General features: G+C 64.5%; 35 protein-coding genes and 1 tRNA gene. 22 read left to right on the top strand and 14 right to left on the bottom strand.

All coding sequences use genetic code 11. From position 1 onward, the window contains the following. Window positions 1-88: 88 nt before the first annotated feature. Complete coding sequence (locus EF294_RS02980; RefSeq protein WP_123925509.1) at window positions 89-439, top strand: FmdB family zinc ribbon protein; 351 nt, start codon at window positions 89-91, stop codon at window positions 437-439. An 18-nt stretch (window positions 440-457) separates the two neighbouring features. Here the strand turns inward: EF294_RS02980 and EF294_RS02985 are convergent, their stop codons facing one another. Continuing rightward, on the bottom strand, window positions 458-1033 hold the full coding sequence (locus EF294_RS02985; protein ID WP_123925510.1) for a 5-formyltetrahydrofolate cyclo-ligase: 576 nt from the start codon (window positions 1031-1033) through the stop codon (window positions 458-460). A 145-nt stretch (window positions 1034-1178) separates the two neighbouring features. Here EF294_RS02985 and EF294_RS02990 point away from each other — a divergent pair, with 145 nt between their 5' ends. The 3 genes from EF294_RS02990 to EF294_RS03000 all read left to right on the top strand — a co-directional run bounded on the left by EF294_RS02990 (window position 1179) and on the right by EF294_RS03000 (window position 4300). Next, on the top strand, window positions 1179-2123 hold the full coding sequence (locus EF294_RS02990) for a UTP--glucose-1-phosphate uridylyltransferase (protein WP_123925511.1): 945 nt from the start codon (window positions 1179-1181) through the stop codon (window positions 2121-2123). Window positions 2124-2269: 146 nt separating this feature from the next. Further along, window positions 2270-3574: a molybdotransferase-like divisome protein Glp gene (gene glp / locus EF294_RS02995; protein ID WP_123925512.1), complete on the top strand. Its 1305-nt coding sequence runs from the start codon at window positions 2270-2272 to the stop codon at window positions 3572-3574. Window positions 3575-3643: 69 nt separating this feature from the next. Further along, entirely contained in the window at window positions 3644-4300 is a 657-nt protein-coding gene (locus EF294_RS03000; protein WP_123925513.1) for a GNAT family N-acetyltransferase, read from the top strand. Between the two features lie 35 nt (window positions 4301-4335). On the opposite strand, the gene EF294_RS03005 is transcribed toward EF294_RS03000, so the two are convergent. After that, on the bottom strand, window positions 4336-5130 hold the full coding sequence (locus EF294_RS03005) for a hypothetical protein (RefSeq protein WP_246007639.1): 795 nt from the start codon (window positions 5128-5130) through the stop codon (window positions 4336-4338). A gap of 180 nt (window positions 5131-5310) precedes the next feature. Between EF294_RS03005 and EF294_RS03010 the strand changes: the two genes are divergently transcribed. The 5 genes from EF294_RS03010 (at window position 5311) to sepX (ending at window position 9243) form a co-directional block, all read left to right on the top strand. Then, complete coding sequence (locus tag EF294_RS03010; protein WP_123925515.1) at window positions 5311-6576, top strand: sensor histidine kinase; 1266 nt, start codon at window positions 5311-5313, stop codon at window positions 6574-6576. Beyond that, entirely contained in the window at window positions 6573-7223 is a 651-nt protein-coding gene (locus tag EF294_RS03015; protein ID WP_123925516.1) for a response regulator, read from the top strand. The genes EF294_RS03010 and EF294_RS03015 overlap by 4 nt, the downstream gene beginning before the upstream one ends. 43 nt (window positions 7224-7266) lie before the next feature. After that, window positions 7267-7395 (top strand): hypothetical protein, encoded by a 129-nt coding sequence (locus EF294_RS22410; protein WP_281275960.1) that lies wholly within the window; start codon window positions 7267-7269, stop codon window positions 7393-7395. A 1-nt stretch (window position 7396) separates the two neighbouring features. After that, on the top strand, window positions 7397-7642 hold the full coding sequence (locus EF294_RS21835) for a hypothetical protein (RefSeq protein WP_246007640.1): 246 nt from the start codon (window positions 7397-7399) through the stop codon (window positions 7640-7642). 317 nt (window positions 7643-7959) lie between these two features. Further along, on the top strand, window positions 7960-9243 hold the full coding sequence (gene sepX / locus EF294_RS03025; protein ID WP_123925517.1) for a divisome protein SepX/GlpR: 1284 nt from the start codon (window positions 7960-7962) through the stop codon (window positions 9241-9243). Here the strand turns inward: sepX and EF294_RS03030 are convergent. Further along, window positions 9200-9970, bottom strand: coding sequence for a hypothetical protein (locus EF294_RS03030; protein WP_123925518.1), 771 nt, complete (start codon window positions 9968-9970; stop codon window positions 9200-9202). The two genes, sepX and EF294_RS03030, sit on opposite strands and share 44 nt — an antisense overlap. Window positions 9971-10076: 106 nt before the next feature. Between EF294_RS03030 and EF294_RS03035 the strand changes: the two genes are divergently transcribed. Next, window positions 10077-10149: transfer RNA gene (locus EF294_RS03035), tRNA-Ala, on the top strand. Window positions 10150-10162: 13 nt separating this feature from the next. On the opposite strand, the gene EF294_RS03040 is transcribed toward EF294_RS03035, so the two are convergent. From EF294_RS03040 to EF294_RS03090, 11 genes are all read right to left on the bottom strand, one after another. Continuing rightward, window positions 10163-11419, bottom strand: a complete 1257-nt coding sequence (locus tag EF294_RS03040; protein ID WP_123925519.1) for a tyrosine-type recombinase/integrase — start codon at window positions 11417-11419, stop codon at window positions 10163-10165. A 3-nt stretch (window positions 11420-11422) separates the two neighbouring features. Beyond that, window positions 11423-11875 carry a hypothetical protein gene (locus tag EF294_RS03045; RefSeq protein ID WP_123925520.1) on the bottom strand — a complete coding sequence of 151 codons (453 nt, stop codon included), beginning with the start codon at window positions 11873-11875 and terminating at the stop codon, window positions 11423-11425. A 70-nt stretch (window positions 11876-11945) separates the two neighbouring features. Continuing rightward, a complete protein-coding gene (locus EF294_RS03050; RefSeq protein ID WP_123925521.1) occupies window positions 11946-12170 on the bottom strand; it encodes a DUF3263 domain-containing protein in 225 nt (74 codons plus the stop codon). Beyond that, on the bottom strand, window positions 12167-12685 hold the full coding sequence (locus tag EF294_RS03055; protein WP_246007641.1) for a hypothetical protein: 519 nt from the start codon (window positions 12683-12685) through the stop codon (window positions 12167-12169). The genes EF294_RS03050 and EF294_RS03055 overlap by 4 nt, the downstream gene beginning before the upstream one ends. A gap of 4 nt (window positions 12686-12689) precedes the next feature. Further along, window positions 12690-13130, bottom strand: a complete 441-nt coding sequence (locus tag EF294_RS03060) for a hypothetical protein (RefSeq protein ID WP_246007642.1) — start codon at window positions 13128-13130, stop codon at window positions 12690-12692. 50 nt (window positions 13131-13180) lie between these two features. Beyond that, window positions 13181-13675 carry a hypothetical protein gene (locus EF294_RS03065; RefSeq protein WP_123925522.1) on the bottom strand — a complete coding sequence of 165 codons (495 nt, stop codon included), beginning with the start codon at window positions 13673-13675 and terminating at the stop codon, window positions 13181-13183. A gap of 1 nt (window position 13676) precedes the next feature. After that, on the bottom strand, window positions 13677-14069 hold the full coding sequence (locus tag EF294_RS03070) for a helix-turn-helix domain-containing protein (protein WP_185090928.1): 393 nt from the start codon (window positions 14067-14069) through the stop codon (window positions 13677-13679). Between the two features lie 85 nt (window positions 14070-14154). Then, window positions 14155-14583, bottom strand: coding sequence for a hypothetical protein (locus EF294_RS03075; protein ID WP_123925524.1), 429 nt, complete (start codon window positions 14581-14583; stop codon window positions 14155-14157). Window positions 14584-15128: 545 nt separating this feature from the next. Further along, window positions 15129-15245 carry a DUF2510 domain-containing protein gene (locus tag EF294_RS03080; protein WP_123925923.1) on the bottom strand — a complete coding sequence of 39 codons (117 nt, stop codon included), beginning with the start codon at window positions 15243-15245 and terminating at the stop codon, window positions 15129-15131. A gap of 102 nt (window positions 15246-15347) precedes the next feature. Continuing rightward, window positions 15348-16016, bottom strand: a complete 669-nt coding sequence (locus tag EF294_RS03085) for a hypothetical protein (protein ID WP_123925525.1) — start codon at window positions 16014-16016, stop codon at window positions 15348-15350. A gap of 3 nt (window positions 16017-16019) precedes the next feature. Beyond that, complete coding sequence (locus tag EF294_RS03090) at window positions 16020-16979, bottom strand: hypothetical protein (protein WP_123925526.1); 960 nt, start codon at window positions 16977-16979, stop codon at window positions 16020-16022. A 477-nt stretch (window positions 16980-17456) separates the two neighbouring features. On the opposite strand from EF294_RS03090, the gene EF294_RS03100 reads away from it, so the two are divergent. The 12 genes from EF294_RS03100 (at window position 17457) to EF294_RS03150 (ending at window position 22355) form a co-directional block, all read left to right on the top strand. Beyond that, entirely contained in the window at window positions 17457-17894 is a 438-nt protein-coding gene (locus EF294_RS03100) for a GIY-YIG nuclease family protein (protein WP_123925528.1), read from the top strand. Window positions 17895-17958: 64 nt separating this feature from the next. Further along, window positions 17959-18831 (top strand): phage antirepressor KilAC domain-containing protein, encoded by an 873-nt coding sequence (locus EF294_RS03105; RefSeq protein ID WP_123925529.1) that lies wholly within the window; start codon window positions 17959-17961, stop codon window positions 18829-18831. Continuing rightward, entirely contained in the window at window positions 18828-19097 is a 270-nt protein-coding gene (locus tag EF294_RS03110) for a hypothetical protein (protein ID WP_123925530.1), read from the top strand. Before EF294_RS03105 ends, EF294_RS03110 begins: the two co-directional genes overlap by 4 nt. Beyond that, a complete protein-coding gene (locus tag EF294_RS21290; protein ID WP_185090929.1) occupies window positions 19097-19240 on the top strand; it encodes a hypothetical protein in 144 nt (47 codons plus the stop codon). Before EF294_RS03110 ends, EF294_RS21290 begins: the two co-directional genes overlap by 1 nt. After that, complete coding sequence (locus EF294_RS03115) at window positions 19234-19533, top strand: helix-turn-helix domain-containing protein (protein WP_246007643.1); 300 nt, start codon at window positions 19234-19236, stop codon at window positions 19531-19533. The genes EF294_RS21290 and EF294_RS03115 overlap by 7 nt, the downstream gene beginning before the upstream one ends. An 8-nt stretch (window positions 19534-19541) precedes the next feature. Next, window positions 19542-19724 carry a hypothetical protein gene (locus EF294_RS03120; RefSeq protein ID WP_123925531.1) on the top strand — a complete coding sequence of 61 codons (183 nt, stop codon included), beginning with the start codon at window positions 19542-19544 and terminating at the stop codon, window positions 19722-19724. Then, window positions 19721-19954, top strand: a complete 234-nt coding sequence (locus tag EF294_RS03125) for a hypothetical protein (protein ID WP_123925532.1) — start codon at window positions 19721-19723, stop codon at window positions 19952-19954. The genes EF294_RS03120 and EF294_RS03125 overlap by 4 nt, the downstream gene beginning before the upstream one ends. After that, window positions 19951-20256: a hypothetical protein gene (locus EF294_RS03130; protein WP_123925533.1), complete on the top strand. Its 306-nt coding sequence runs from the start codon at window positions 19951-19953 to the stop codon at window positions 20254-20256. Before EF294_RS03125 ends, EF294_RS03130 begins: the two co-directional genes overlap by 4 nt. 11 nt (window positions 20257-20267) lie before the next feature. Next, a complete protein-coding gene (locus tag EF294_RS03135) occupies window positions 20268-20558 on the top strand; it encodes a hypothetical protein (protein ID WP_123925534.1) in 291 nt (96 codons plus the stop codon). Next, complete coding sequence (locus tag EF294_RS03140; protein ID WP_123925535.1) at window positions 20555-20992, top strand: helix-turn-helix domain-containing protein; 438 nt, start codon at window positions 20555-20557, stop codon at window positions 20990-20992. The genes EF294_RS03135 and EF294_RS03140 overlap by 4 nt, the downstream gene beginning before the upstream one ends. Before the next feature lie 133 nt (window positions 20993-21125). Further along, the gene (locus EF294_RS03145; protein ID WP_123925536.1) at window positions 21126-21473 is read left to right on the top strand and encodes a hypothetical protein; all 348 of its coding nucleotides are present in this window, start codon (window positions 21126-21128) and stop codon (window positions 21471-21473) included. A 6-nt stretch (window positions 21474-21479) separates the two neighbouring features. Further along, window positions 21480-22355, top strand: coding sequence for a DUF2303 family protein (locus EF294_RS03150; protein ID WP_123925537.1), 876 nt, complete (start codon window positions 21480-21482; stop codon window positions 22353-22355). Window positions 22356-22531 lie beyond the last annotated feature (176 nt).

Here is a 22531-nt window from a genome sequence, read left to right on the forward strand (position 1 = left end):
GCAAACCGTGCCTACTGGCACTCGGAATGCCCGAGTGCCAGCTTCGGTTAAACTGGTCGAGGTTCCTACGTTCTTGTGGAGGTTTTCGGTGCCCACTTACTCGTATGCGTGCACGGAGTGTGACAACAAGTTCGACGTCGTGCAGTCGTTCTCCGACGACTCGCTCACCGAGTGCCCTCAGTGCACCGGGCGGCTGCGCAAACTGTTCAACTCTGTCGGGATCGTCTTCAAGGGCAGCGGCTTCTACCGCACGGACTCGCGCAACGGCTCGTCGTCGTCGGAGAGCAGTAGCTCCTCGGAATCCACGTCCGACTCGTCGTCGAGTTCGTCCTCGGACTCCTCGGCGAGCAGCAGCACCGGCTCGTCGTCGAGCAGTGACTCGACCTCGTCGTCGAACTCCTCGAGCAGCACCACGGCTGCGACACCCGCCTCGGCCTGACCGACCCACCGGGCTTGCTCACCGCAGCAGCGTGAACCCACCACCCGGCGTGAGGGCCCACCCCATAGGAACGTCGTAGGCGTCGGCGGGTAAATCGTCGACCAGCTCATGGTCGTAGACGATGCCGATGAGTGCGCCTGCAACCCCGGCGACGGAGCGGTCGTAATAGCCTGCGCCACGGCCCAATCGGACACCGGTGCGCGCGACCGCCAGCGCCGGGACAAAGACGGCGTCGGCATCTGAGATCGCATCGACACCCACCCGTGGGCCCGTCGGCTCGAGAAGTCCGAACCTGCCCCTGGCCAGTGAGTCCGGCGCGTCGTAGTGCACCCAGTCCAGTGCAGCCGGCGGCCCGGACGGCACCACTGGCAGCAACACTGTGCAGCCGTGGCCGCGTAGAGCGTCGAGAAGTGCTACCGACCCCGGTTCTGCGCCCACCGGAACGTAGGCCGCAACCGTCACCGTGGCGTCGAGCAGAACGGGACTCGACGTGAGGTGGGCGACGAGCCGGGCCGATGCGCGGTCACGATCGTCGACGGTCAACCTTGCTCGCCGCGCCGTGAATCCGGCCCGCAACTCGTCCTTGCCTGCCACAGGTTCTCCTTTGCTTCCACTCGCCGACGCCGCCCGTATCCTGGCGCTGACCAGGTGTAACACCGGTCCCGATGGCGGCGATCTCCCAGCGTTCGGGCACCGCAGTTGTGGCTGCCTCCCGGCCACCGACACTAGGGTGTTTCTCATGACCAGCGTGAGTAATTCGACGACCGAGATTCCCGAGTACCACGACGTACCCGATACCCCGCCGATCCCACGTACCGCGGTGGTTCCGGCAGCGGGCCTGGGCACACGATTCCTGCCGGCGACCAAGACGGTGCCCAAGGAGTTGTTGCCGGTTGTCGATACTCCCGGCATAGAGCTGGTCGCCGAGGAGGCCAAGTCCGCCGGAGCCGAACGGCTGCTGATCATCACCTCGCCCGGCAAAGACGGCGTGGTCGCGCACTTCGTCGAAGACCTGGTGCTGGAGAACACGTTGGCCAAGCGTGGCAAGGCGGCGATGCTTGCCAAGGTCCGTAAGGCGCCATCGCTACTCGACGTGGCCTCGGTGATCCAGGAGAAGCCGCTGGGCCTCGGTCACGCCGTGGGGTGCGTCGAGGAGTACCTCGATGACGACGAGGACGCAATCGCGGTGCTGCTACCCGACGATCTGGTGCTGCCCGGCGGGGTACTCGAGGTGATGGCCCGCACCCGGCAGCGACGCGGTGGATCGGTGCTGTGCGCCATCGAGGTTCCCGGCGACCGGATCAGTGCCTACGGCGTCTTTGACGTCGAGGATCTGCCCGACGCCAATAACCCGAACGTCAAGCGTCTCAAGGGCATGGTCGAAAAGCCCGCACCCGAGGACGCGCCGTCGAATCTTGCCGCCGCCGGCCGATACATCCTCGACCGCAAGATCTTTGACGCGCTGCGTCGCATCAAGCCCGGTGCGGGTGGTGAATTGCAGCTGACCGACGCGATCGCCCTGCTCATCGAGGAAGGTGAGCCGGTGCATGTGGTCGTCCATCACGGCACCCGTCACGATCTCGGCAATCCCGGTGGCTACCTGAAAGCGGCCGTCGACTTCGCCCTTGACCGCGATGACTACGGACCCGACCTGCGCGAGTGGCTCACCGAGCGCCTCAAGTAGGGCTGGGCCCGCTTCGTTTGGTGTAGACGGTCCCCGCGCGCCTGACACGTGTATGCGTGCCCGACGACTAGCCTTTACCCGAAGGTCGACCGGCAGGTACCCCGGCCGATGAGTGTGCGCACGGGCCGGCGGCGGAGTGAGGTGAGATGCGTTCGGTTGAGGATCATCTGTCGTTGGTGACGGCCGCGGCGGTCGCGCCGCGGCCGGTGCGCGTGGCAATCTCCGAGGCCCAGGGGCTGATGTGCGCCGAAGAGGTCGTCACCGAACACCCCATGCCCGGATTCGACCAGGCCGCCGTGGACGGATTTGCGGTACGTGCGGTCGACGTGGCACTCGCCGGGGTGCCCGCACCCGAGGACCTCGATGAGTTCGACGCCGGTGGTGCCGAACTCATCGATCTCGAGGCGAACGAACCGATGATCGTGTCGTTGCCGGTGGTCGGCGAGGTCTCGCCCGGCGCCCGCACCCCGACGCGTCTGCAGCCGCGACAGGCGGTTCGTGTCGAAACCGGCGCTCCCATGCCGACTCTCGCCGATGCGGTGGTGCCGTTGCGGTGGACCGACGGCGGAGAGTCGAAGGTCAAGGTGGGCCACGGCGTCGAGAGTGGCGATTACGTGCGGCGCGTCGGCGACGACGTGCAGCCCGGCGATGTCGCTGTCCGTGCCGGATCGATCATCGGGTCGGCGCAGGTGGGTCTGCTCGCCGCCGTCGGGCGTGCGCGTGTCCTGGTGCATCCTCGTCCGCGCCTATCGGTGATCTCCATCGGATCCGAACTCGTCGACATCGACCGCACCCCTGGGCCCGGGCAGATCTACGACGTCAACAGTTACGCTCTCGCTGCGGCCGCACGCGACGCCGGCGCCGACGTGAACCGAGTGGGCATCGCCGAACGCGACAGCTCCCGTATGCGGGAAGTCGTTGAGGCACAGCTTATCCGGTCGGAGATTGTGGTGATCTGTGGCGGGATCGGTGGGCAGGCGGGCGGCGCGGTCGTCGACGCGCTCAGTGATCTCGGCGATCTTGAGATCGTGCGGGTGGCCATGCATCCGGGCTCGGTGCAGGGCTTCGGCCGACTCGGGCGTGACGAGGTGCCCACGTTTTTGCTGCCGTCCAACCCGGTCAGTGCGCTGGTGTCCTTCGAGGTCATGGTGCGTCCGCTGATCCGCATCGCGCTCGGCAAACGGCAACCGATGCGCCGGGTCATCAAGGCGCGCACGATCGGCCCGATCGCGTCGGTCAAGGGCCGCAAGGGATATCTGCGCGGGCAATTGATGCGTGACGAACGGTCCGGTGAGTATCTCGTGCAGGTACTCGGGGCGTCACCGACCGGATCGAGTCACCTACTTGCCGAACTCGCCGAGGCCAACTGCCTGATCATCGTGGACTCCGATGTCGAGGAACTTGGTATCGGCGACGAGGTGGAGGTCGCCTTTCTCGCCCAACGCGGCTGACGCCGACGAGTCGGCGCACGTGCCGGTTACCTCCACGCCGGGCGATGGTCACCGCATAGACTCCCAGATGTGTTCAGGTGGCTGAGTGGCGAACCGGTCAGTCCGGGGTGGCCGGCGACTCTGGGACCTCTGGGGACCAGGGCGGGTGCGGTGACGATACGGCCGGTGAAGTTGCGAGACGCCAAGGACTGGAGCGAGCTGCGCATCCGCAATCAGAACTCGCTGATGCCGTGGGAGCCGACGGGGGTCGGATCGTGGGCGTCGCGCCATCAGGTCTCGTCCTGGCCGCCGCTGTTCGCGGTGCTGAAGTCCGAGGCCAAGCGAGGGACGTTGTTGCCGTTCGTGATCGAACTCGACGGCGCCTACATCGGCCAGCTGACCGTCGGCAACATCCAACGCGGCGCGGTGCGCAGCGCATGGATCGGCTACTGGATCGACGCCGGCCACGCCGGACAGGGCATCACCACCGCGGCGGTAGCGCTCGGGGTCGACCACTGCTTCGGTCCGGTCGGGCTGCACCGGCTCGACGCGACCGTCCAACCGGACAACGTTGCCTCCCAAGCGGTGTTGAGCAAGATCGGTTTTCGACGCGAAGGGCTGCTCGAGCGGTACATGGACGTCAACACGCGCTGGCGGGATCACTTTCTTTATGCCCTCACCACCGAGGAGATCACCGGCAGCGCCGCCGAAACCCTGGTGCGGTCAGGGCGGGCGGCCTTTCTGTAGCCGATGTGCCGTCGGCGAGGTTCGACGGACGTCGGTCAGCCACCGAAGAACATCGCCAGAGCTTGTGCTGACTCAGCGGCCGAACTGACATTGGCAGCGCAGACCACCCCGGTGGTCAGCGCGACGAGCGTTAACGCGGCGGCACGAGCGAGCGGTGGTGTCCGGGCGTCGCGGGGTGCAATCGCCGCGGCACGAAAGACGACGCCGGCCGCGCCGAGAACGCCGACGGTGAGTATTCCGGCGATCACCGCGATCACCGCGTGGTACCGGGCGAAGTCGTCGACGAGAACCTGCAAGGGTGCGGTGAATCCGCCGCCGGCGGATGCGATGAGTTCGGTGTGCGCCTGACTCGCGATCGCGCGGGTCGTCGGGTCACCGCTGCCGGAGAGGAAGGGCAGTAGTGAGGACAATGGTGCGATCGCGCCCTGGATGTTCGCTGTCACGATGACGAGTGCGATTGCGGCGAGGGCGCCAGCAGGTAGCGCCCGCAACGGTCGGCGGCGCGTGGATTCGCTCGTCCCCCGGTAGAGGGCGATCGCCAGTCGACATGCGGTGGCGAGTAACGCCAGGCCGATCACGGCTTTCGCGATGTGAAAGCGCCGCCAGTCATCGACGAGAGCCGTCAGATCGGCGGGTGGTGTGCTCGATCCGCTCTTCCAGAAATGTGCGAACGCCGAGCAAAAGGCCGTAGCCATGCCGCCGGGGCCGGGGCCGGTGAGCAGCCAGGGCGCGAGCGTCGTCGCCGCGGCGAGCGCAACGGTCAGTATGCCGAGGGCGACGATCCGGGCGGTGGTAGTGGTCGGAACAGGGCGGTGACGGTCAGTGTGCATGACGGGCAATGACTTTCGAACAGCAATCGGGGACCGCACCATGGTGGACCCATCGGCCGGAGCGGCACATCGGCAGTGGGAACGGTGCCGTCGAGACGACGCGTCCTCCGCGCGGACGAGCTGAGAACCGTTCGCGAGGAGGGCGCGTCGTGCCGATTCAGGGGTCTACAGTTGGCTCCGATGCCGACCCAGATTGCCCAGACCGCGCGTCGCTGGCGCGTGTGGTGGATGACCGACACCGCCCCGATGGCGGTGGCATCCGATGGCTCTGTCGCCGCGCGCGTCGGCCGGCGGCTACGGATCGTTGCGACGTCGTCGTCGGTATCGGCGATCGTGCCTGTCGCGGTCGTGCTGGCCTGCGCCGCAATCCCATTGATCCAGCGAAGCGGTCCGAGTGCGGAACGTCCGGTGGCCGCGCTGGTTGTGAGCGCACTGCTGGCGCTTCCGCTGTTGGTGCGGCGTCGTCTTCCGGTGACGGTGTTCGCGGTGCTCGTACTCGTCGCATTTGTGCACTGGGCCCTCGACCTTCGGTCGGTGGCCGACATCGCCCTGCTGGTCGTCGTGTACACGGTGGCGTCGGTGTACCCGGCGCGCACGGCGTGGGCCGCGGCTGCCGTCGTCGAGGTGGGTGCGGTGTTGGCGGTGTTGCGGTGGCAGGCGAGCGGCTACCGCATCGAATCCCTCGTGCTGTTGACCGGGCCGCTGATCGCTGCGGTGTGTGCCGGGATCGCCGTGCGCAATCGCCGCAATGCGATCCTGGCCGCCGCGGAGGGTGCCCGACGACGCGAGCGTGAACGGCATCAGGCCGAACTGCTCGCGGCCGCGCGCCACCGTCAGCAGATCGCGCGGGAGATGCATGACGTGGTGGCACATGGTCTCTCGGTGATGGTCACGCTGACCGAGGGGGCACTGGCCACGGGGGATCGCGACGCCGCCGCCACGCGGGACGCGATGAAACGTGTCGCCGACACCGGCCGCGCGGCGCTTGACGACATGCGCGACCTCGTCCGGGTTCTGCGCGCCGGCGAGCTGCCGCGCCGACCACAACCCGGTGTCGGCGACGTAGGGACCCTGGTGGATGAGGCTCGGCGCACCGGGGTCGACATCGAGCTGCTCATTGAGGGCACCGTGACCGATGTGTCGGCGCCGGAGGGGCTGACCGTGTATCGCATCGTGCAGGAAGCCTTGACGAACGTGCGAAAGCACGCCGACGCGACCACGGTTCGCGTGAACCTGGTCTACCACGGCGACGCGATCGACGTCGAGATCGTCGACGACGGGCGAAACTCCGGGCGCTCGGCTGAGCCGGGGTTCGGACTGACCGGGATTGCCGAGCGTGCCGCATTGCATGGCGGTCACACGGAGTCGGGACCCCTGGTGGGCGGCGGTTGGCGGGTGTGGGGGCGCATCCCGACACGACGCGCCGCGACTGGAGCCGACCGATGACGATCCGGGTGGCCATCGTCGACGACCAGGAACTCGTCCGGCTCGGACTACGGATGGTCTTGCAGGCCGCTGACGGCCTGGAGGTGGTGGGGGAGGCCGCCGACGGCGACGAGGCCGTGGCGCTCGTCGATTCCTGCGCTCCCGACGTGATCCTGATGGATGTGCGAATGCCAAGGATGAACGGTGTCGAGGCGACCCGGCAGGTGGTATGCCACCGGCCATCGGTGCGGGTGCTGGTGTTGACGACCTTCGACGTCGACGAGTACGCCTTCGACGCCATCCGCGCGGGAGCGGCGGGGTTTTTGCTGAAGGACGTGCGTGGGGCGGCGTTGGTCGATGCGGTTGTGGCCGTCACCCGAGGCGACGCAGTGATGTCCCCGCATATCACCCGCGCCCTGGTCGACGCGTACGTCGCGACTCCGCCCGCGCATGATGCACCCGATCAGGTCCCCGCCGACGACCTGACCGAACGCGAACGGCAGGTGGTCGTCGCCGTGGCTCGTGGACTGTCGAATCGGGAGATCGCGTCGGAGTTGTTCGTCTCCGAGACGACGGTGAAGTCGCATGTGGCCAACATTCTCGCCAAGCTCAACCTACGCAACAGGATTCACGTGGTGATCTACGCCTACGAGCGTGACCTGGTGTGACGCTACGGATAAGCTGACGCCGTCGGTTCCTTAGCATCGGGCCATGACGCAGCTGGCGATCATCGTCGGTGGCCACGCTGACGGGCAATGCACGCCGGAGTGGGCAGTGCTACACCGTCGAATGGCGGTGTCGGGGAGCGGACGGGAAGCGGTGTACCGCGACGCCGTCTGAGGTGCGTGCGCGTCTGATCGCGACGCTCGATGAACTCACCGGCACCGACGCCGTGGCCATGTGCCCGAGCGACACGGTATACGTGTACTCGCACCGGCCCGCTGACGTGAAGGGCACGCTGCGAGAGCTCGTGTATTCCACCGACATCGGCGTTGACGTTGAATTCGTCGACGTCGACGCACTCGGCCGGCTCATCGACGTGTGGGCGAAGGAATCCGGGGTCGACCTCGCCGATGCGGTTGGGTGAGGGCCGGTCACCCCGACCCAACTCGCCGACCCGGAAATACTCGACGCCCACCATCCGACGTCTGGGGCACTGCTCGCCGTCGGAGCGCCTGACGGCGACGGCGACTCGCCATCGCTCGACCTGCGATCCCGCGACATCGAGCTGTCGGTGACCGTCGATGCGGGCCCTATTGCCGAACGACGGTGTGCGTCCGCTGAGAAGTGCATGTGAACTCCGACTGATTCGATGCTGCCTCGGCGCGTCGGCGCAGGATGCGGCGCGTCCGCACCTAGATTGTCGAGTGGCCCGGTGTAACCAGAGTGAAGAAAGGGAGAGCCATGCCGAACTCCGTCTTGTGGGTCTGCCTCGTTGCGGTGTGGCTCTTCGTGTTGGTCCCGATGGTGATCAAGGGTCGCCCGCAGACCAAGAAGACCACCGAGGTCGCCAAGGCGACCCGACTTCTCCATCGTGGTGGCACCCGAGCACGCAGCACTCGTCGGCTCGCGGCCGGTGCACACCCGCACGACCCGAGTTACGTCTCCGAACCCACGACAGCTCGTCGCTCGGCGACCGCGGTTCTCGACGCCGCGGACGACGACACCAAAGACCGGAGTGCAGAAGCGGTTTCGTCGGCCGACTCCGATGCCGACGAGGTGCCTACCGGTGACGTCGAGACCGACGACGTCGACGATGCCGTGAACGCGGTGGCCGAAAAGGTCACCGTCACTCGTGTCGAGGTCGATGTCGTCGAGGTCGAGGTGGATCTGCTCGACGAGGACGACGACGCCGAACTTGACGACGAGTCGCAGTACGAGGACGCCGAACTCGACGACGAGTACGACGAAGACGACGAGTACGACGAAGACGCTGAGTACGGCGAAGACGCTGAGTACGACGAAGACGCTGAGTACGACGACGCTGAGTACGACGACGCTGAGTACGACGACGCTGAGTACGACGACGCTGAGTACGACGACGATCTCGACGGTGACTCCGACCAGTACGACGATGACTCCGACCAGTACGACGATGACGACTACGACGGCGAGTGGGACCTCGAGGACGAGGTCGACGAGGAACTCGACGGTGTCCGCAGGCCTCGCAAGGCGACACCTGTAGCGGCGAAGGACTCGGCTCCGGACACCAAGCAGGATAGGAAGTCTCGTCGTCGGAGTGCATTCACAATCGACGCGACAGGCGATGCCTTGCGCTACAAGGAGCGCCAGCGGGTCACCGTGGCCCTTGCGGCGATGGTCATTGCGACCATTATTTGCGGTGTGCTATTTGGCCGATACGGTTGGATCGCCACCGGGGTGACGGGAGTTATGTTCGTCGGCTACCTGTTCTATCTGCGACGAACCGTCAAGGCCGAGCAACAGATTCGGAGGCAGCGCATCGCCCGCGCACGTCGTGCCGCGAGGGCTGACGCAGAGCGTGAGCGTCGCGAAATGCAGACTCCCGAGTTCGCTGCCTACCCGCCGCCGCCGCGACTACGCCGTCCCGGTGGTGCGGTTGTCCTCGAAATCGACGACGAGCACCCGGTATTCGACCATCTGCCACCGTTCCAGCGGCGTCGGGTCATGCGCGAGCACGAGGACTTCCGACAGGCCGCTGCCGGCTGACATCCAAAGACTCCGGGTGCGCGACAATCCATTCGCGTCCCGATCGGACGGCACGGCACAGTGCCAACCGTTCGCCGATGTAGAGCGACGGCGCTCCCAGCAGTGGAATCCACGACAGTGTCGAGAACGGTCGGGGTGGCTGGGGGCGCCGGCCCATCTGTGCGTCGACCTTGCGCAGGATCTGCGCGATGTCCCACAGCAGACGCACTGCTAAACGTTTGGGCTTAGCGTTCTCCGGGCCGACCGGTGTCACCGATGCCGGGAGGGAGTCATCGCGGAGTTCACGGCCACACAACACCGAAGCCAGCAGGCGGATCTGCCAACCGCGGTCGGTGACGCCGTATTCACGTGCGATGGCAACGAGGACCGTGGCCTGATTGGCGAACCCCAACGGTGTTGCCAAGGGCAACACCTTGGCCCATGCCCCCAGCGCGCCGGGATAGGCCACTGCGATCGTATTGACGGCGCCGAGTCGATTGATCCACCAGTCGGCGCGATCCTTCATCGACAGCTCCGTCCAGCCCTTGGTACCGGGCCAGTCGGCGACGTCCAGCGCCTTGGCGACGGTGTGCTGGACTGCGGCGATCCCGGAATGATCGCCCTCGTCGAAGGTGTGTGCCTTCAGCCCCAGCGGATCCCGTTCGGCCAGCACGTCCAGGAGTGGATCGATCACCGTGATCGCTGCGTCCAACGCTCTTGCCAACTGCTCATTCGTCATCTCGGCCACGCGGTGCAGTGTAGCGACACGAGGTCACGACACGGTGTGACCTGGCGTTTGTGAGGTGCGCGGGCGGTGCTGCTAGAGTGTCAACGGTCGGTTTCCGGGCCGGCGCGGGGCTATGGCGCAGTTGGTAGCGCGACTCGTTCGCATCGAGTAGGTCAGGGGTTCGATTCCCCTTAGCTCCACAGAAACACCAGTTCAGACGGCCTCTCCCGACTTCCGGGAGGGGCCGTTTTTCGTGTCACCCACGGAATACCCACGAGAAACCGGAGCGAGCCGGTCCAGCACGTGGCGGACATCCCCCGTGATCTTCTTGCGCTGCACGTAGTGGCGGCGGGTGATCTCCGGCGAGGTGTGGCCCAGTTGCTCGGCCGCGGCCTCCATGCCGATCTCGTCAGCGAGGATCGTCGCCACGGTCTTGCGGAAGGTCTTGGGCGTCACCCACTCGAACATGTCGGCCGGACCGTCGGGCTCCCCGTTCTCGAGGACCACGAACTTGCGGGCGTCGCGGAACTGACGCCGGGTGTTGGCGGTAGTGCGGGGTCCACCATCGCGAGAGGGGAACACGAGTCCGAGTTCGTTCGAAGGGAGGTCGCGCGCCTTCTGTCGCTGCAGGGCGCTCACCATGAAGTCGGGCAGGATGAGCCAGTGCTGGCTCGTGGCGGTCTTCGGCCGCGGCTGGTACTCGCCGCGCTTGTTGATCGCACCCGCGAGGTACACCATCGCCGGTGAAAGGTCGGTGGCCCACCGGATGTGCTCCCACTGGAAGGCGAGCACCTCGGAGATGCGCCCACCGGACCCGATGAGGCAGTCGGCGAGGTCGGGGAAATCCGTCCCCCGCTTGGGTCCGTATTGGTTGGTGCCCGACCAGGTGGCGATGCGGATCCGCAACTGCTGCAGCTCGTCGATGGTCAAAGCTCGCGCTGCTGCCGGCGCCGAGAACCGACGCGTCGTATCGACGATGGGGTTGCGGTCGATCGCGTCGTGCTGGGCGGCGAGGGTCATCATTCCCGACAACACCGTGCGGCACTGGCGTGAGCGTGCGTCGGTCGCCACAGCGCGCAGGAACGCATCGAGCACGCCGACGGTCGCCTCGCCAACGCGGACATCGCCGAGTCCGGGTGTGATGTGCAGCTTGATCAGCTCTCGGTCGTTGTCCAGGGTGCCGGCGGCATACTTGCTCGACTCTTCGCGCTTCTCCAGCCACAGCTTCGCGAGATCGGCGAGCCGGGTATCGCGGGTGATGTCGACGACCGAGTCCGTTGGCCGCGCCCTCGTGGACAGCGCCTCCACGAGGGCCCGCTCGGCCTTCGCCCCACTGGCGCCGAAGCGCTCCACTACCCGCGTCTTGCCGTCGTAGTCCCGGTACTGTGCCCGGGCTCGGTGGCGTCCGGGAGCTACCTCGGTGCGGTTGATCCGGCCCCAGGTGCCGAGGGGGAGTGGTGGGCGTGGCATCGGCTATTCCGTCGGTGTTGGGGTGTCGGTGTCGTCGTCAGGGGTGTCGGTCGGGGTCGAGTTGTTGTCGGCGATGTTCGCAATCCCGGTCGCGTCGCCGTTCTGATGCACAACCGCTTCGCAGGAGAATGCTTCATCGCCGACGTAGCCACCGAACTTGTTCTTGGCGTTGACCATTCCCACGATGATGTAGAAGTGGTCTGTCGCAGCAGCGGATGTCTCAAGCGTGGCTGGCGGCGTGTACTGGTGGTCTGGACGTTTTGTCACTTGCTCCTGGCTGAACTGCGCACTGCCAGGGTCGCTGAGCTGATTCTTTATTGAATTCTCGCATGCCTCTTTCGCATTCGCCTCTGCGATGTATGGAGTATCGCCATCTGGCGTGCTGGAACATCCGCTGACGATGAGGACAGCCAGCATGCAACTTGCGGCAATTGGGGCGAATCGGGCGATTCTCATATTCGTATTCCGTTCTACCGCTCAGTGATTCACGGATCGTATCGGGCCGACGGGGCAGAGTGCCGGGGATTCATCTCCCCAGAGGACGTTCTCGCAGTCTCCGCAGTCGGTTCACCAGCACCGGGTTGTAGGCGAGTGCCTCCTCGGTGTCCAGGAGCCGATTCACGCGCTGCCAGTACCGCGTGACCGAGATGCCGAACTGGGCCATGATCGCGTCGGCCTGCCTGCCGGCGTATCGCCACTGCTTGTCGGCGAAGTCGAGTAGGGCGCGGTCGTCGCTCGAGAGTGCCCTCACGGGTTCGCCACCCAGGTTTGGCCGCCGCACAGGATTGCTTTGCCCTGCGGGTCGGTGCTGACGCTGTCGACGCTGGGATCGCATGGGTCGCCGATGTTGTGGGTCTCGCCGTCGTTGTCGCCGTGGAGTACCCACTGGTACCCGCCGCCGGCGCCGAGGTAGGCGCACACGAGGCTCGTGCCGTCGGCTGCGGTCCCGAAGGAGCGGGCTTCGGATTCGAAGCATTGGCCGCCTTGTACTGGCGTCGATCCCGTGGGGGTCGGTTCCTCGGTTGTCGTTTCCGTGACCGTCGGTGTGGGCGCGGCGGCTGGTGGTGTCGACGACGCCGGTGGTGTGGTGGTCGCGGTCATCGTGACCGTCGAGGGACCGGTCGCGCCGGTCGAGTTGTCCCTTCGGCTGTCGACGATCACGAATATCACCGCGACGACGAGAGCCGCGACGAGTAGGAACGCGATGACGCACAGCACCCAGGTCAGCCGAGAGCTGCGCCGTGGTTCGGATTCGGGGTACGTCATCGGTTCAGGCTCCTTGCTCGCGCCCGGCGCCCCGCCGGTCCAGTTCGTCGTCGATCCACGCCCGCTCATCATCCGACAGGGACTGCACCAACGTCACCAGCATGGGCACATCCACCCACAACTCCTCGGCGACCTCATCGGTGTGGCGGGTCCAGCACAGGACGTCGACGAGGTCCTCGAGCGCGACCAGCCGGCGCGCTGCGATCCTCTCGACCGTCAGCTCCTCCCGCGCCCGGAGCACGCGGTCCGTGGGGAAGACACGGCGTTCGTCGTGAACGAGTTCGTGTGCAATGGTGCAGCGCCGCTCGTCGCCGAGCATGTGGCGATTCACTTCGATGCGATCACCGACGATGCGGCCCCGAACGCCGACGGGCAGGTGCTCGACGAACTCGATCCTCAGGTGCTCGCGGAGTCGGGCGTCGCGCCATGGGTGGTAGATCGACATGCCGGACACCGTAGAACCAGACACTGACAATCGCCTTGCGATGCAACGAATTACACTGATGCAATTCCCGCCGGTGGGGCATCGTCACTAGCTTCCGCATCATCGTCGAAGAGCATCGGCAACACCTCATCCCAGGACGGTGTGCGGATGGGGAGCATTGCTGTGGGCATACCGATCAGTCTCGTCTGATCTGCCACTGCCGCCCGCACGAAACCAAGGACATACTCCAAGGCGTGGTCGCGCAGGAATTCTTCAATCTCCTTCCGGCCAGGCGCCGATACATCGACAAAACGGAACTGGACCGCGCAACTCAGCTCAGCCGTGATGTCTTGGTCCGCCAGCTCAAGCTCGACGCGCAGCTCTATGTGATAGCTGGCAGAGTCACCATCATCTGGAGCGTCAAGAACCTGATGATGCGAGAGACCAAAACCGATCTGTAACCGAGCGTCCTCATCCCACTGATCGCGTTCATCCCCATAACGTCGCTCGATCGAGCGTTTGAACCAACGAAGTCCGGCACCCGCGGCACTCTCGATCAGAGCCATTTCATCCCATCGCCCGCGTCGCCAACGGTGGCCACGGCCGCAGATCGTAGTCGCTTTCTGCGATCTCGTCGTGGTCCCAAGTAACGACGTCGGCGTTTCGCGAGATCATGCGGCACTTCTCGGAGTGCCAGCTTGAGACATCCACGCGAAAGATGGCGTTCACGGCCTTGGCGTATCGACGCACGGTCGCCATCGTGGGATTGGTCGATCCACTCTCGAACCGAGAGACCTGCGACACGTCCACCTTCATCATCTCCGCCACCTCTGCAAGCGACAGTTCGCGATCGATGCGGCATTGGCGCAGATCAAATATCAACTTCAACTGCTCGTTGGCCAGCTCCGCCCCGAGGTGGTCGATCGATGTTGGGTGCTCAACTCCTGGAAACATGCTCATGCGGTGTGTGCCCTTTCGATGCATACGAAGGCACCGCGCTCTGCGCGGGCTCTCACTCCCTCATTGCGCTATAACGCAAAAGCTATCACGCTGCGTTCCAACGTCGCCAGGTAGTCCGCATGTTCAGACACCGATCAATCCCCGAGTGCATCGCGTCCTTAATCTCGACTGTCTGTTGGTTCGGGTCGTACGTCGCGTCATTCGCTGGTTTCGCGCCAAGCCCACTGCCAACGATCTCAATGGTCGCACCCTCAGGCGTTGCACGGCGTTCGATAAAGTACAGCCGGTACAGCGTTAGCTGATCACTGGACTCGGCGTAGAGTTCGCCCGCCCATGGCATCGGTCGTTCAGGCGTGAAGTTGTGATCCGGCAGATCCATCACCCTTTCACCTACCGGCACCCTGTGGGACGGATGACTCACTCCTTCGAGGCTGTTGTTCTGGGTGGGTGCGATTCCCTGCAGGCGCGCGCGGTTCGTGAGCGCGATCAGTAGGTCGTAAGCCTCAGAGTCCACAGCGTGAAGCGCACCGAGCTGCTCTTCAGCCTCAAAGGTGTATGACCAGCTACAGCCCGGTCGATGAATCCGCGATGCTAGTGCTGCGTCGATAGGATCGATTATGCATCCTCCCGCCCGTTGCAATCGCCAATCCGACCCCTTGCTACGGCGATGACCAGGCCAGTCAGTGCTCCGATTGCGGCGGCGACCAGACCGTAGAGGACTTCGTTGGCAAGGACACCTACGGCGACGCCTAGTGCGTAGGCGACACCTCCGTCAGCGCCTCGGTGGGCGAACTCCTCGTTGCTGAGCTGCGCGAGCGCAACAAGAATGACCAGGGTGGTCCCAACACACCCGCCTGTCAGCGCACCTACTTTAACTGCGCGCCCGCGCAGGGATGAGTTCTCAAACATGCCCGGCCCTTCTTGTCGGCTCGCGACTACTCGGCGTGCGGCTCAAGAATTCTCCCTGGGGTCGCCGCACTTGTCGTGGTTGATCGCAAGATTCATCTGGTCGAGGGACGGCCGAGCGCTGCGGGGTAGGGTGCCACGACTCCGCTTGAGTCACCGCGGCCCCCTCGGCGCCGCGTGTTCGGTCCATCGCACTCCGTCCCAGTAGCGCTGTAGTGCGGGGTTGACGGGGTCGGGGTACCAGCCGGCGGGACCACGTAGGGCGGCGATCTCGGCTCTCCTCGGGGTTGATCTGCGACTTCACTGACTCTTTCATCGCAGCCGGTTGCCAGGCGCAGCCCTCCGAGTTCTTCGCGGCCAGCGGCCCCGACGTCACGCTGGCAACCCTTTCGGCGGGGCAGACTTAGGAGGCACCATCGCCGCGGACAATGTCAGCAAAACGAGTCCAATTCCGGCGACAATCATTGGTCGGATGTTCGAGGTGTCAAGGATGACGAGTGCGGCGACGATACCGAACAGGAGGAAACCGATTGAGGCGAGTCCCACGTGCCACGCACGCCGCCGATACAGATTCCGACCGTGAAGGCAGACCAGCATTACGCAGCAGCATACGATTCCGTATGACACGAGCCAACTACAGATGCCGATGACGAACCACGCTGCTGTCTCGGCTGAACCTCTGAGAAGCGAAGAAGCGTAGGCCACCGGAATTACGAGTGCTGTTGTCACGACGATGAAGTGTGCGACTTGTCTACCGATCTTCTCGTTGCCACTCAACTGCGTGGCGGGCGCGATGAATCGAGTGGCCACCCACACCACCAGGTAGGCGGATAGGGCCTGTGGCAGGTAGACCAGATAGTCGCCGAAAATCGTTCGGGTCAAAACAAACTGGATCAGTCCAAGCCCTGATCCGCCGAAGGCCAATGCGGTGGCGCCAGCTGCGACCGCCGACAGGGTCGCTAGTGGACGCTCGCGGCGCCTGTTAGCGACCACCGCTCCAACTGCTATCAGTACGAACGTCGCTGTGAGTTGCAAGTTCACCTCTTACTCGAACCCTCCCGTGTCCGTGCCATCATTGAAGTCTTGCGATTCCTCGCCAAGTCCCGCGTCTCGGTCACGGAGCTGCTCACCCCTTGTTCGTCTGGGGCCGCGGCGATTGGCGTACGCGAGTGCTCGTTGCTCGATTGGCAGGTTCGCCGCGATGAGATCAAACTGGCCAGTCTCAATCCGTAGAACCAGTTCCCGCAAGTCGGCAATCAGGTCCGCGATGACGCCTTCCGCGCCAGCTACATCGCGAGTCTCGACAAGCTCAAGGACCGCCGCCCGTTTCGCAACAGCGATGGACGCGGACGCCAATGACTCGTTCCCATCGACGAGCCGACGCACGGCGTGGGTGTCAACGGACTGGGTGGAACCGCGAGCGACGATTTCGCCGAGCACGTCGTCCCGAGCGCTAGTTAGCATGCCTACTGCTTGGGCGAGTAGATTCCGGAAATGCTCTGCATGGAGCCGAGCATCGTCAGCTGCTTTGCCTTCTGGGTCGGTCCCACCATCGCGGCCGGCGAGGTCGTAGTCGTCAGTGTGTTCACCGTAGCCAGTAGACACACGAGACGCGTTCTTCTGGTCTTCACGCGCTTCGCCCGATGCTCCCGATTTCTGCGTAGCTTCCAGTTCATGGCGATGTCCTCGCGTCGCGACGATGCTGCGGATCAGCTCGTCTACTGCGCGGCGCTGCCGTTCGTCGAGGAGTGCTGCTTCGTCGGGCGCGACATATGGCCCGAGCGGGGCGGAGACATCCCATGCGGCCTCTTGTAGCTGCTTTTCGGTGAACGGCACCACCTTCGCGAGCTTGCTGAGCGTCTTCGCGGTCGGTCGCCCGTGACCACCTGACCAGTAGGCGGCGATGGTGCCGTACCGGAGGTCCACGCCCGCCTTCTCCGCTTTGTCCGCGGCCTGGCGAGCGGTAACGGACCCGCTGTTCAGGAGATCGCTCAACTTGCTCACGGTTTCAGACGCTCCCATGCTTGCCGCTTGTTCGAATAGCCGGAGTGTAACTCCAAAAGTTACAAATCACTCGGATGTGATTTCTTAACCTGCATGTCAGGTGCAGTTACAGGGGTTGCGCAATGTAACTAGAAGCAGTTACATTGGTCTTGGTGCTTGACCAAGCAACAAGAAGGGAGTTACAGTGATCGCACACCGCAGACCAGTCGACACAGGGAGGCTCTGGGTGCGACTTATCAGCAAGCAAGCGTTCCGGGACTACATGAAGCACCGCGGCATGACCAATGAAGAACTGGCCCGGGAGGCGAAGTGTTCGCCGTCGTCGATTGCCTTTCTTCGTTCGCGCGGCAAGAGTGCTAGGAACACTGTTGGTCCCGACACGGCCCGCCGCATAGAGGAGGCTCTCAACGCCCCTCCTGGATCGCTCTTTTCGGCGCAAGTGCTTGTCGCTTCGCCCAGCGTCAACCGTGGAGCTGCGTGATGGCGGACAAGAGTGACGGCGTTCGAAACCACTTCGTCTACCGCTATTTCGATGCAGCCGGCGACCTGTTGTACGTCGGTTGCAGCCATCGCCCCGCAATTCGGTGGGCAGAACACAAGACCACGCGTCCGGGCGTGTGTGCCGCCGTGACCAAGGTGAAGATCTCCGGTCCGTACTGCTACACGAAGGCTCGGGAGATCGAGCGCGCGGCGATCCGTACGGAGCATCCTCTGTGCGGATGGACCCCCGACAAGCAGCGCGAAAAGGTACTGCGCAGCAAGTGGATTGACGAGCGAATCTCAACACTCCGTGCTGACGGCGTGCCGTATTTCTACGCAGTCAAGGTCGCGGTCGCCGAGGCCGAGGATGTCTGGCCTGACCCGATGCGCAGTCCGTACGACCCGCCGACTGCCCTATCTCAAATCCCAGCCTGAAACGGAAACGGCCACCTCGGCGCGCGAACGCCGGGTGGCCCTGAACGAGAAGGAGAAGTTCTCGATGGACCTCACACTACCCAACGCGAGAGAAGAGCGCGATCAGCTCTCTGCTCGCACCGACGTCCTCGACAAGGTGGGCGTGCTCTCGACCCTGCCGGACGATATGCACGCCAACGCCGATCAGGTAGCTACGTTCTACGGAACCACCCGCGAAGTAGTCCGCCAGGTCGTTCTCCGCAACAAGGACGAGTTCGATGCTGACGGGTATCGGGTACTCACTCGTGCAGAAGTCAGTGACGAGTTGTCACTGACTCCCGACGAGCTGGGAATGCCTCGGACCGCGCCGTCGATGTCACTCTTCCCTCGCCGTGCAGTCCTTCGTGTCGGGATGCTGCTCCGCGATTCGCGGGTTGCTCGCCAGGTCCGCGACTACCTGCTCACCGTCGAGGAGGTCGCCCGCGAGTCTGAAGACCAGATCATCGAGCAAGCTCTGTTCATCCTCCGCGATCGCAATGAGGCTCTCGTGGCTGAGGTTCGGGAGCTGAAGGAGGAGCGCGAGCGCGATCGGCCAGCGATCGACTACGTCAACACTCACGTCGTCGTCGATGACGACGTGATGCTGATCGAGGACTGGGGCCGCGCGTACGGGCTGACGAAGCCGCAGGCGTTCGCGCTCCTGCGGGACGAGAAGGCCTTGATCTACCCGAAGACGTTCGAGCGATGGTCTCGGACGAAGCAGCGCAAGGTTACTGAGACCGAGTATCGCCCCCGGGCGGGCAAGCCGTCTTTCACATGGTTCGACGTGAAGGAACAACGCGATGCGCCGCGGCGCAACAACGGTCAAGCGCGAAAGACATGCTACGTCAGGGCAGTTCACGCAGTCGACCTGGCTCGACTGGTCGGACTCCTGCCGAACATCGAGGTCGCATCGTGAGCGCCCCCATCTTCGACGGCCACCGGTCCGACCCTCATGATCAGCGACACGTCCAGCACGAGACCGCAGTGACGATGCGAGTTGATGAGAGCGACGAGTGGATCGTGGTCCCGATTCGCGCGGTGTTTACCGATGATGGACTGTCTGGCTGGTCATTTGAGATCGGTCCCTACTCCATCGGCGGTTCAGATGCCACCGAACTCGCCAATGCCCTGGCGCACTATGGGCGACTGTCTCATGACTTCCGTCCCATCGGCGGTGCGTGATGACCATCGAAGACTTCACTGATCACGGCGCCGGTGCGGGCTGCACCTGCGTCGAGCGCGGACCAGCCGCCACTGGTGATCGCGCGGCCCTCGACGCCGGTGATGGCGTCGAGGGCACCAAACCTCCGGAGGGGCAATGCTGACCCGGGCCGATCTCGACGCCCTCGGGGTCACCACCGACGTGGCTACGGCCGCAAAGGCTTTGGGCATCTCAGCCAGTGCCGCGTACAAGGCCATCAACGACGGACACTTCCCCGTCCGGGTCATCCCTATCGGGGGCCGATACACCATTCCCACCGCCGACCTTCGCCGCGAGGTCCTGGGGGAGATCACGCCGCCGGCTGATGTCACAGACCGCCTCGACCGCATCCTGTCCACCCTCGACGCCATCGTGCAGATCCTCAAAGTCCAGTCCATCAACAGCATTGCCGCATAGGAGATTCCATGTTCACCACGTTCGAACTGTCCCTCATCGTGATCGGCGGGATCGGCTGCACCGTCGCCATTCTCGCGGATGAAATGCGGGCTCTGGTTGCCAGACGCAGCGTTCCGTACCTCACCGTCCACAAGGGCGACATCATCGACTCCACCCCGGTGGGTGTTCTCGGACGTCGGGGGGAGCGGTGACCCGCCACGGATTACGCCTCGGGGCAACACTCACCGACGACGACGTCCGCGACGCAGCATCCGAGCGGGCCGATCGCTGCTGGGATCTGATGGCCGGCGCCACAACGGTCTTCGTTGACGGCCTCCACATGTACGGCGCTAACGCTGTAGGGCTACTGGAACGGGCCGCTGCTGATCATCGCGAGGCCGTCATGGCGCGTGGGGAGCTCATCGCGGAGGTGGCCCAATGACCGACATCCTTCACGCAGTGCCAGACCTCGCCGAGCCGACCAATCTCACCGAGCAGCGCAACGCCGACGAGGCGCGAGGTAGGGCGCTGCGGAATCTCGAAGATGCCTGCGACAAGGCCGGTCTCGACTTCACTGTGAGTCGATTCGCCAGCACCTTCTCTTACGAGACCCGCGAGCCGTTCTGGGTGATCGTGAAGAAGTGGATGAAGACGGAGCCGATGATCACCGTCCACGAGTCCACCCTCGTTGAGGCCCTGGACCTCGCTCGCGATCGCCTGAACCGCGAGGAGTGGGACCAGTGAGCGACAGAACCATGCGGAGCCTGCTCGAGGTTCACCGCGAAGAGATCGGCTTGCGCGATCGCGACATCGAAACCCTAGAGAGGGTGAAGGAGTCCTTCGAGCAGAGTCTCGCGGTGTCGAAGAAAGAATGCGCCGAAGTGCGTAGGCAACTCGTTCAGGCCAATCAGCGCGCGGACGAGCGGCGGGACAAGATCGCCAAGCTCGAAGGCGTCGTCGAGTCGCTCAAGATCGAGTTGCAGAACGAGCGCGCCGCCCATACATCCACGAAGAAGCGGACCGCACGAAAGGTGGCTTCGTCATGAGCATCGACCTCGCACAGATCCCCGACGAGTCGGTCCGCCACGAGTGGGCACACTTCCGCGGATTTGGTTGGGACGACGAGAGAATCGCCACTCGTCTCGGGTACTCCGAGGACACCCCGAAGCAGTGGGCGCTCCGGGCGCCGAAGGTGACCCGAGGGACGCGGCAGCATCGCGAGGCGCGCAGAGGCGAGATCCGGAGACTCACTTCCGAGGGGTGGACGGCAGCCGAGATCGCCTCAGCCCTGGGGTGCTCCATCGACACCGTGCACAAGGACCGTCGGCGCATGGGTCTGCTGCTCATCGGTGACCAGTCCGCCGAGTGTCCTGTGTGCCTCCAAAAGGTCCAGTCCACAGCGGTATACGCCCACCACCGCGATGTCACTGGCCACGACTGCCCGATGTCGGGGCAGGCATTGGAGCAGGTCGCCTCATGACCGAACTCGACGGCCTCGAGTGCGTCGACTGCGGTCGCCAGATGTCCGGTCTACCGATCCGGATCGCAGACGGTCTGTGCCGAGACTGTCGCAAACACAACGACTCCGATACGGACGTCGAGAAGGAGTAGAAGTGCAGGACCCGAAAGACGAAGCCGAACAGGACTTCGCCGCCGTGCTGATGCAGCACTCCGGAGGCAGAGCCCACACCGAGGTGTCGAAGAAGCTCGCCGAACTGATCGCCGCGGTCCGCGAGACGGGCAAGAAGGGATCGGTTTCGGTGACGCTCACCGTCTCCCGCGACAAGGAGATGAGCCGCGTGGTCAAGATCGACGACTCGATCAAGGCCAACATCCCGAAGGAAACCCGACGCTCGCTGTGGTTCCCGGACGACAACAACCGACTGCACCGCAACGATCCCACCCAAGATTCCCTCTTCGACGAGCCCGCGAAGAAAGTCCAAACCCCCGAAGGGAACTGACAACTGATGAGCGAACTCAAGATGTCCCCGTCTCTGATCGCATCGAATGACGGCGACATAGACGGTGCGCAGAAGCTCGGAATCATCGCGACCGACGACATTCCAGGCATCGACCCCGGAGTGTTCGTGCTCGCCGCAACCACTCGCGAGCATGGCCTCCAGGTGGAGACCGTCGACCTCAGGGAGTTCATCCCCGGCGTCACCGCGTCGGCAGATTCGGGCACTCGCCTGGTGGCCGACGTCCCGTCGTTCCTCGCCGAGCTGGATCGTAATCCACTCTCCGCGACTGGCAACGTGGGTTCCGGATCGTTGTGGGGCGACGAGACCAAGGGCCGCGTCGAGGCCATCTACAACGACCACGTCGAGGACGAGGCAGGGCTCCGCGACAGCCGACTCCGCCTCGAGCTCCGCCCGGATGAGGACTGGGTGGCGTGGCATCGGCTGTCCGGAAAGTACATGCCGCAGGAGGAATTCGGCGACACGGTCGAGGAGCTGCTGCACACGGTCACCGACCCAGCTCAGGCTGAGCTACTGGAGGTCATCGACTCCATCCGCGCAAGTACGAAGGGGTCGTTCGAATCCAGCATCTCCCGCGCCGACGGCGGCCAGTCCGTCGCGTTCAAGGAGGACGTCACCACCACCGCCGGCCGATCTGGTCGGCTTGAGGTGCCGCAGATCGTCACGCTGGCATTGCGCCCGTGGGAGGGGCTCGACCGCTACGAGGTGAAGGCGTGGTTCCGTCTGCGTGTGCAGAACGGACAGCTACTCCTGGCGATCAAGCTCAAGCCGACCCGCAACGTCCTGCGCGGCGCGTGGTCCGATGTCGTGTCGCAGATCGAGAGCCACCTCGATGGCAAACCCGTTCTCGCAACGCGCTTCTGAGGCGCACGCCCATCGAGCCTATGAGGAAGGGCTCGATGGGCGTCTTCCCCGCGTTGAGTACACCGACGACGACATCCTCGACTGGATCGCCGGTGACCACGATCGGTACACACGCGACCGCGAATGAGCTACGCGCAACGCGCCCGCGGTGGCATGTCCGAGCAAGACCAGTGGGA

Origin of the sequence: Gordonia oryzae, assembly GCF_003797185.1 — a bacterium.
GTDB classification, from domain to species: domain Bacteria; phylum Actinomycetota; class Actinomycetes; order Mycobacteriales; family Mycobacteriaceae; genus Gordonia; species Gordonia oryzae.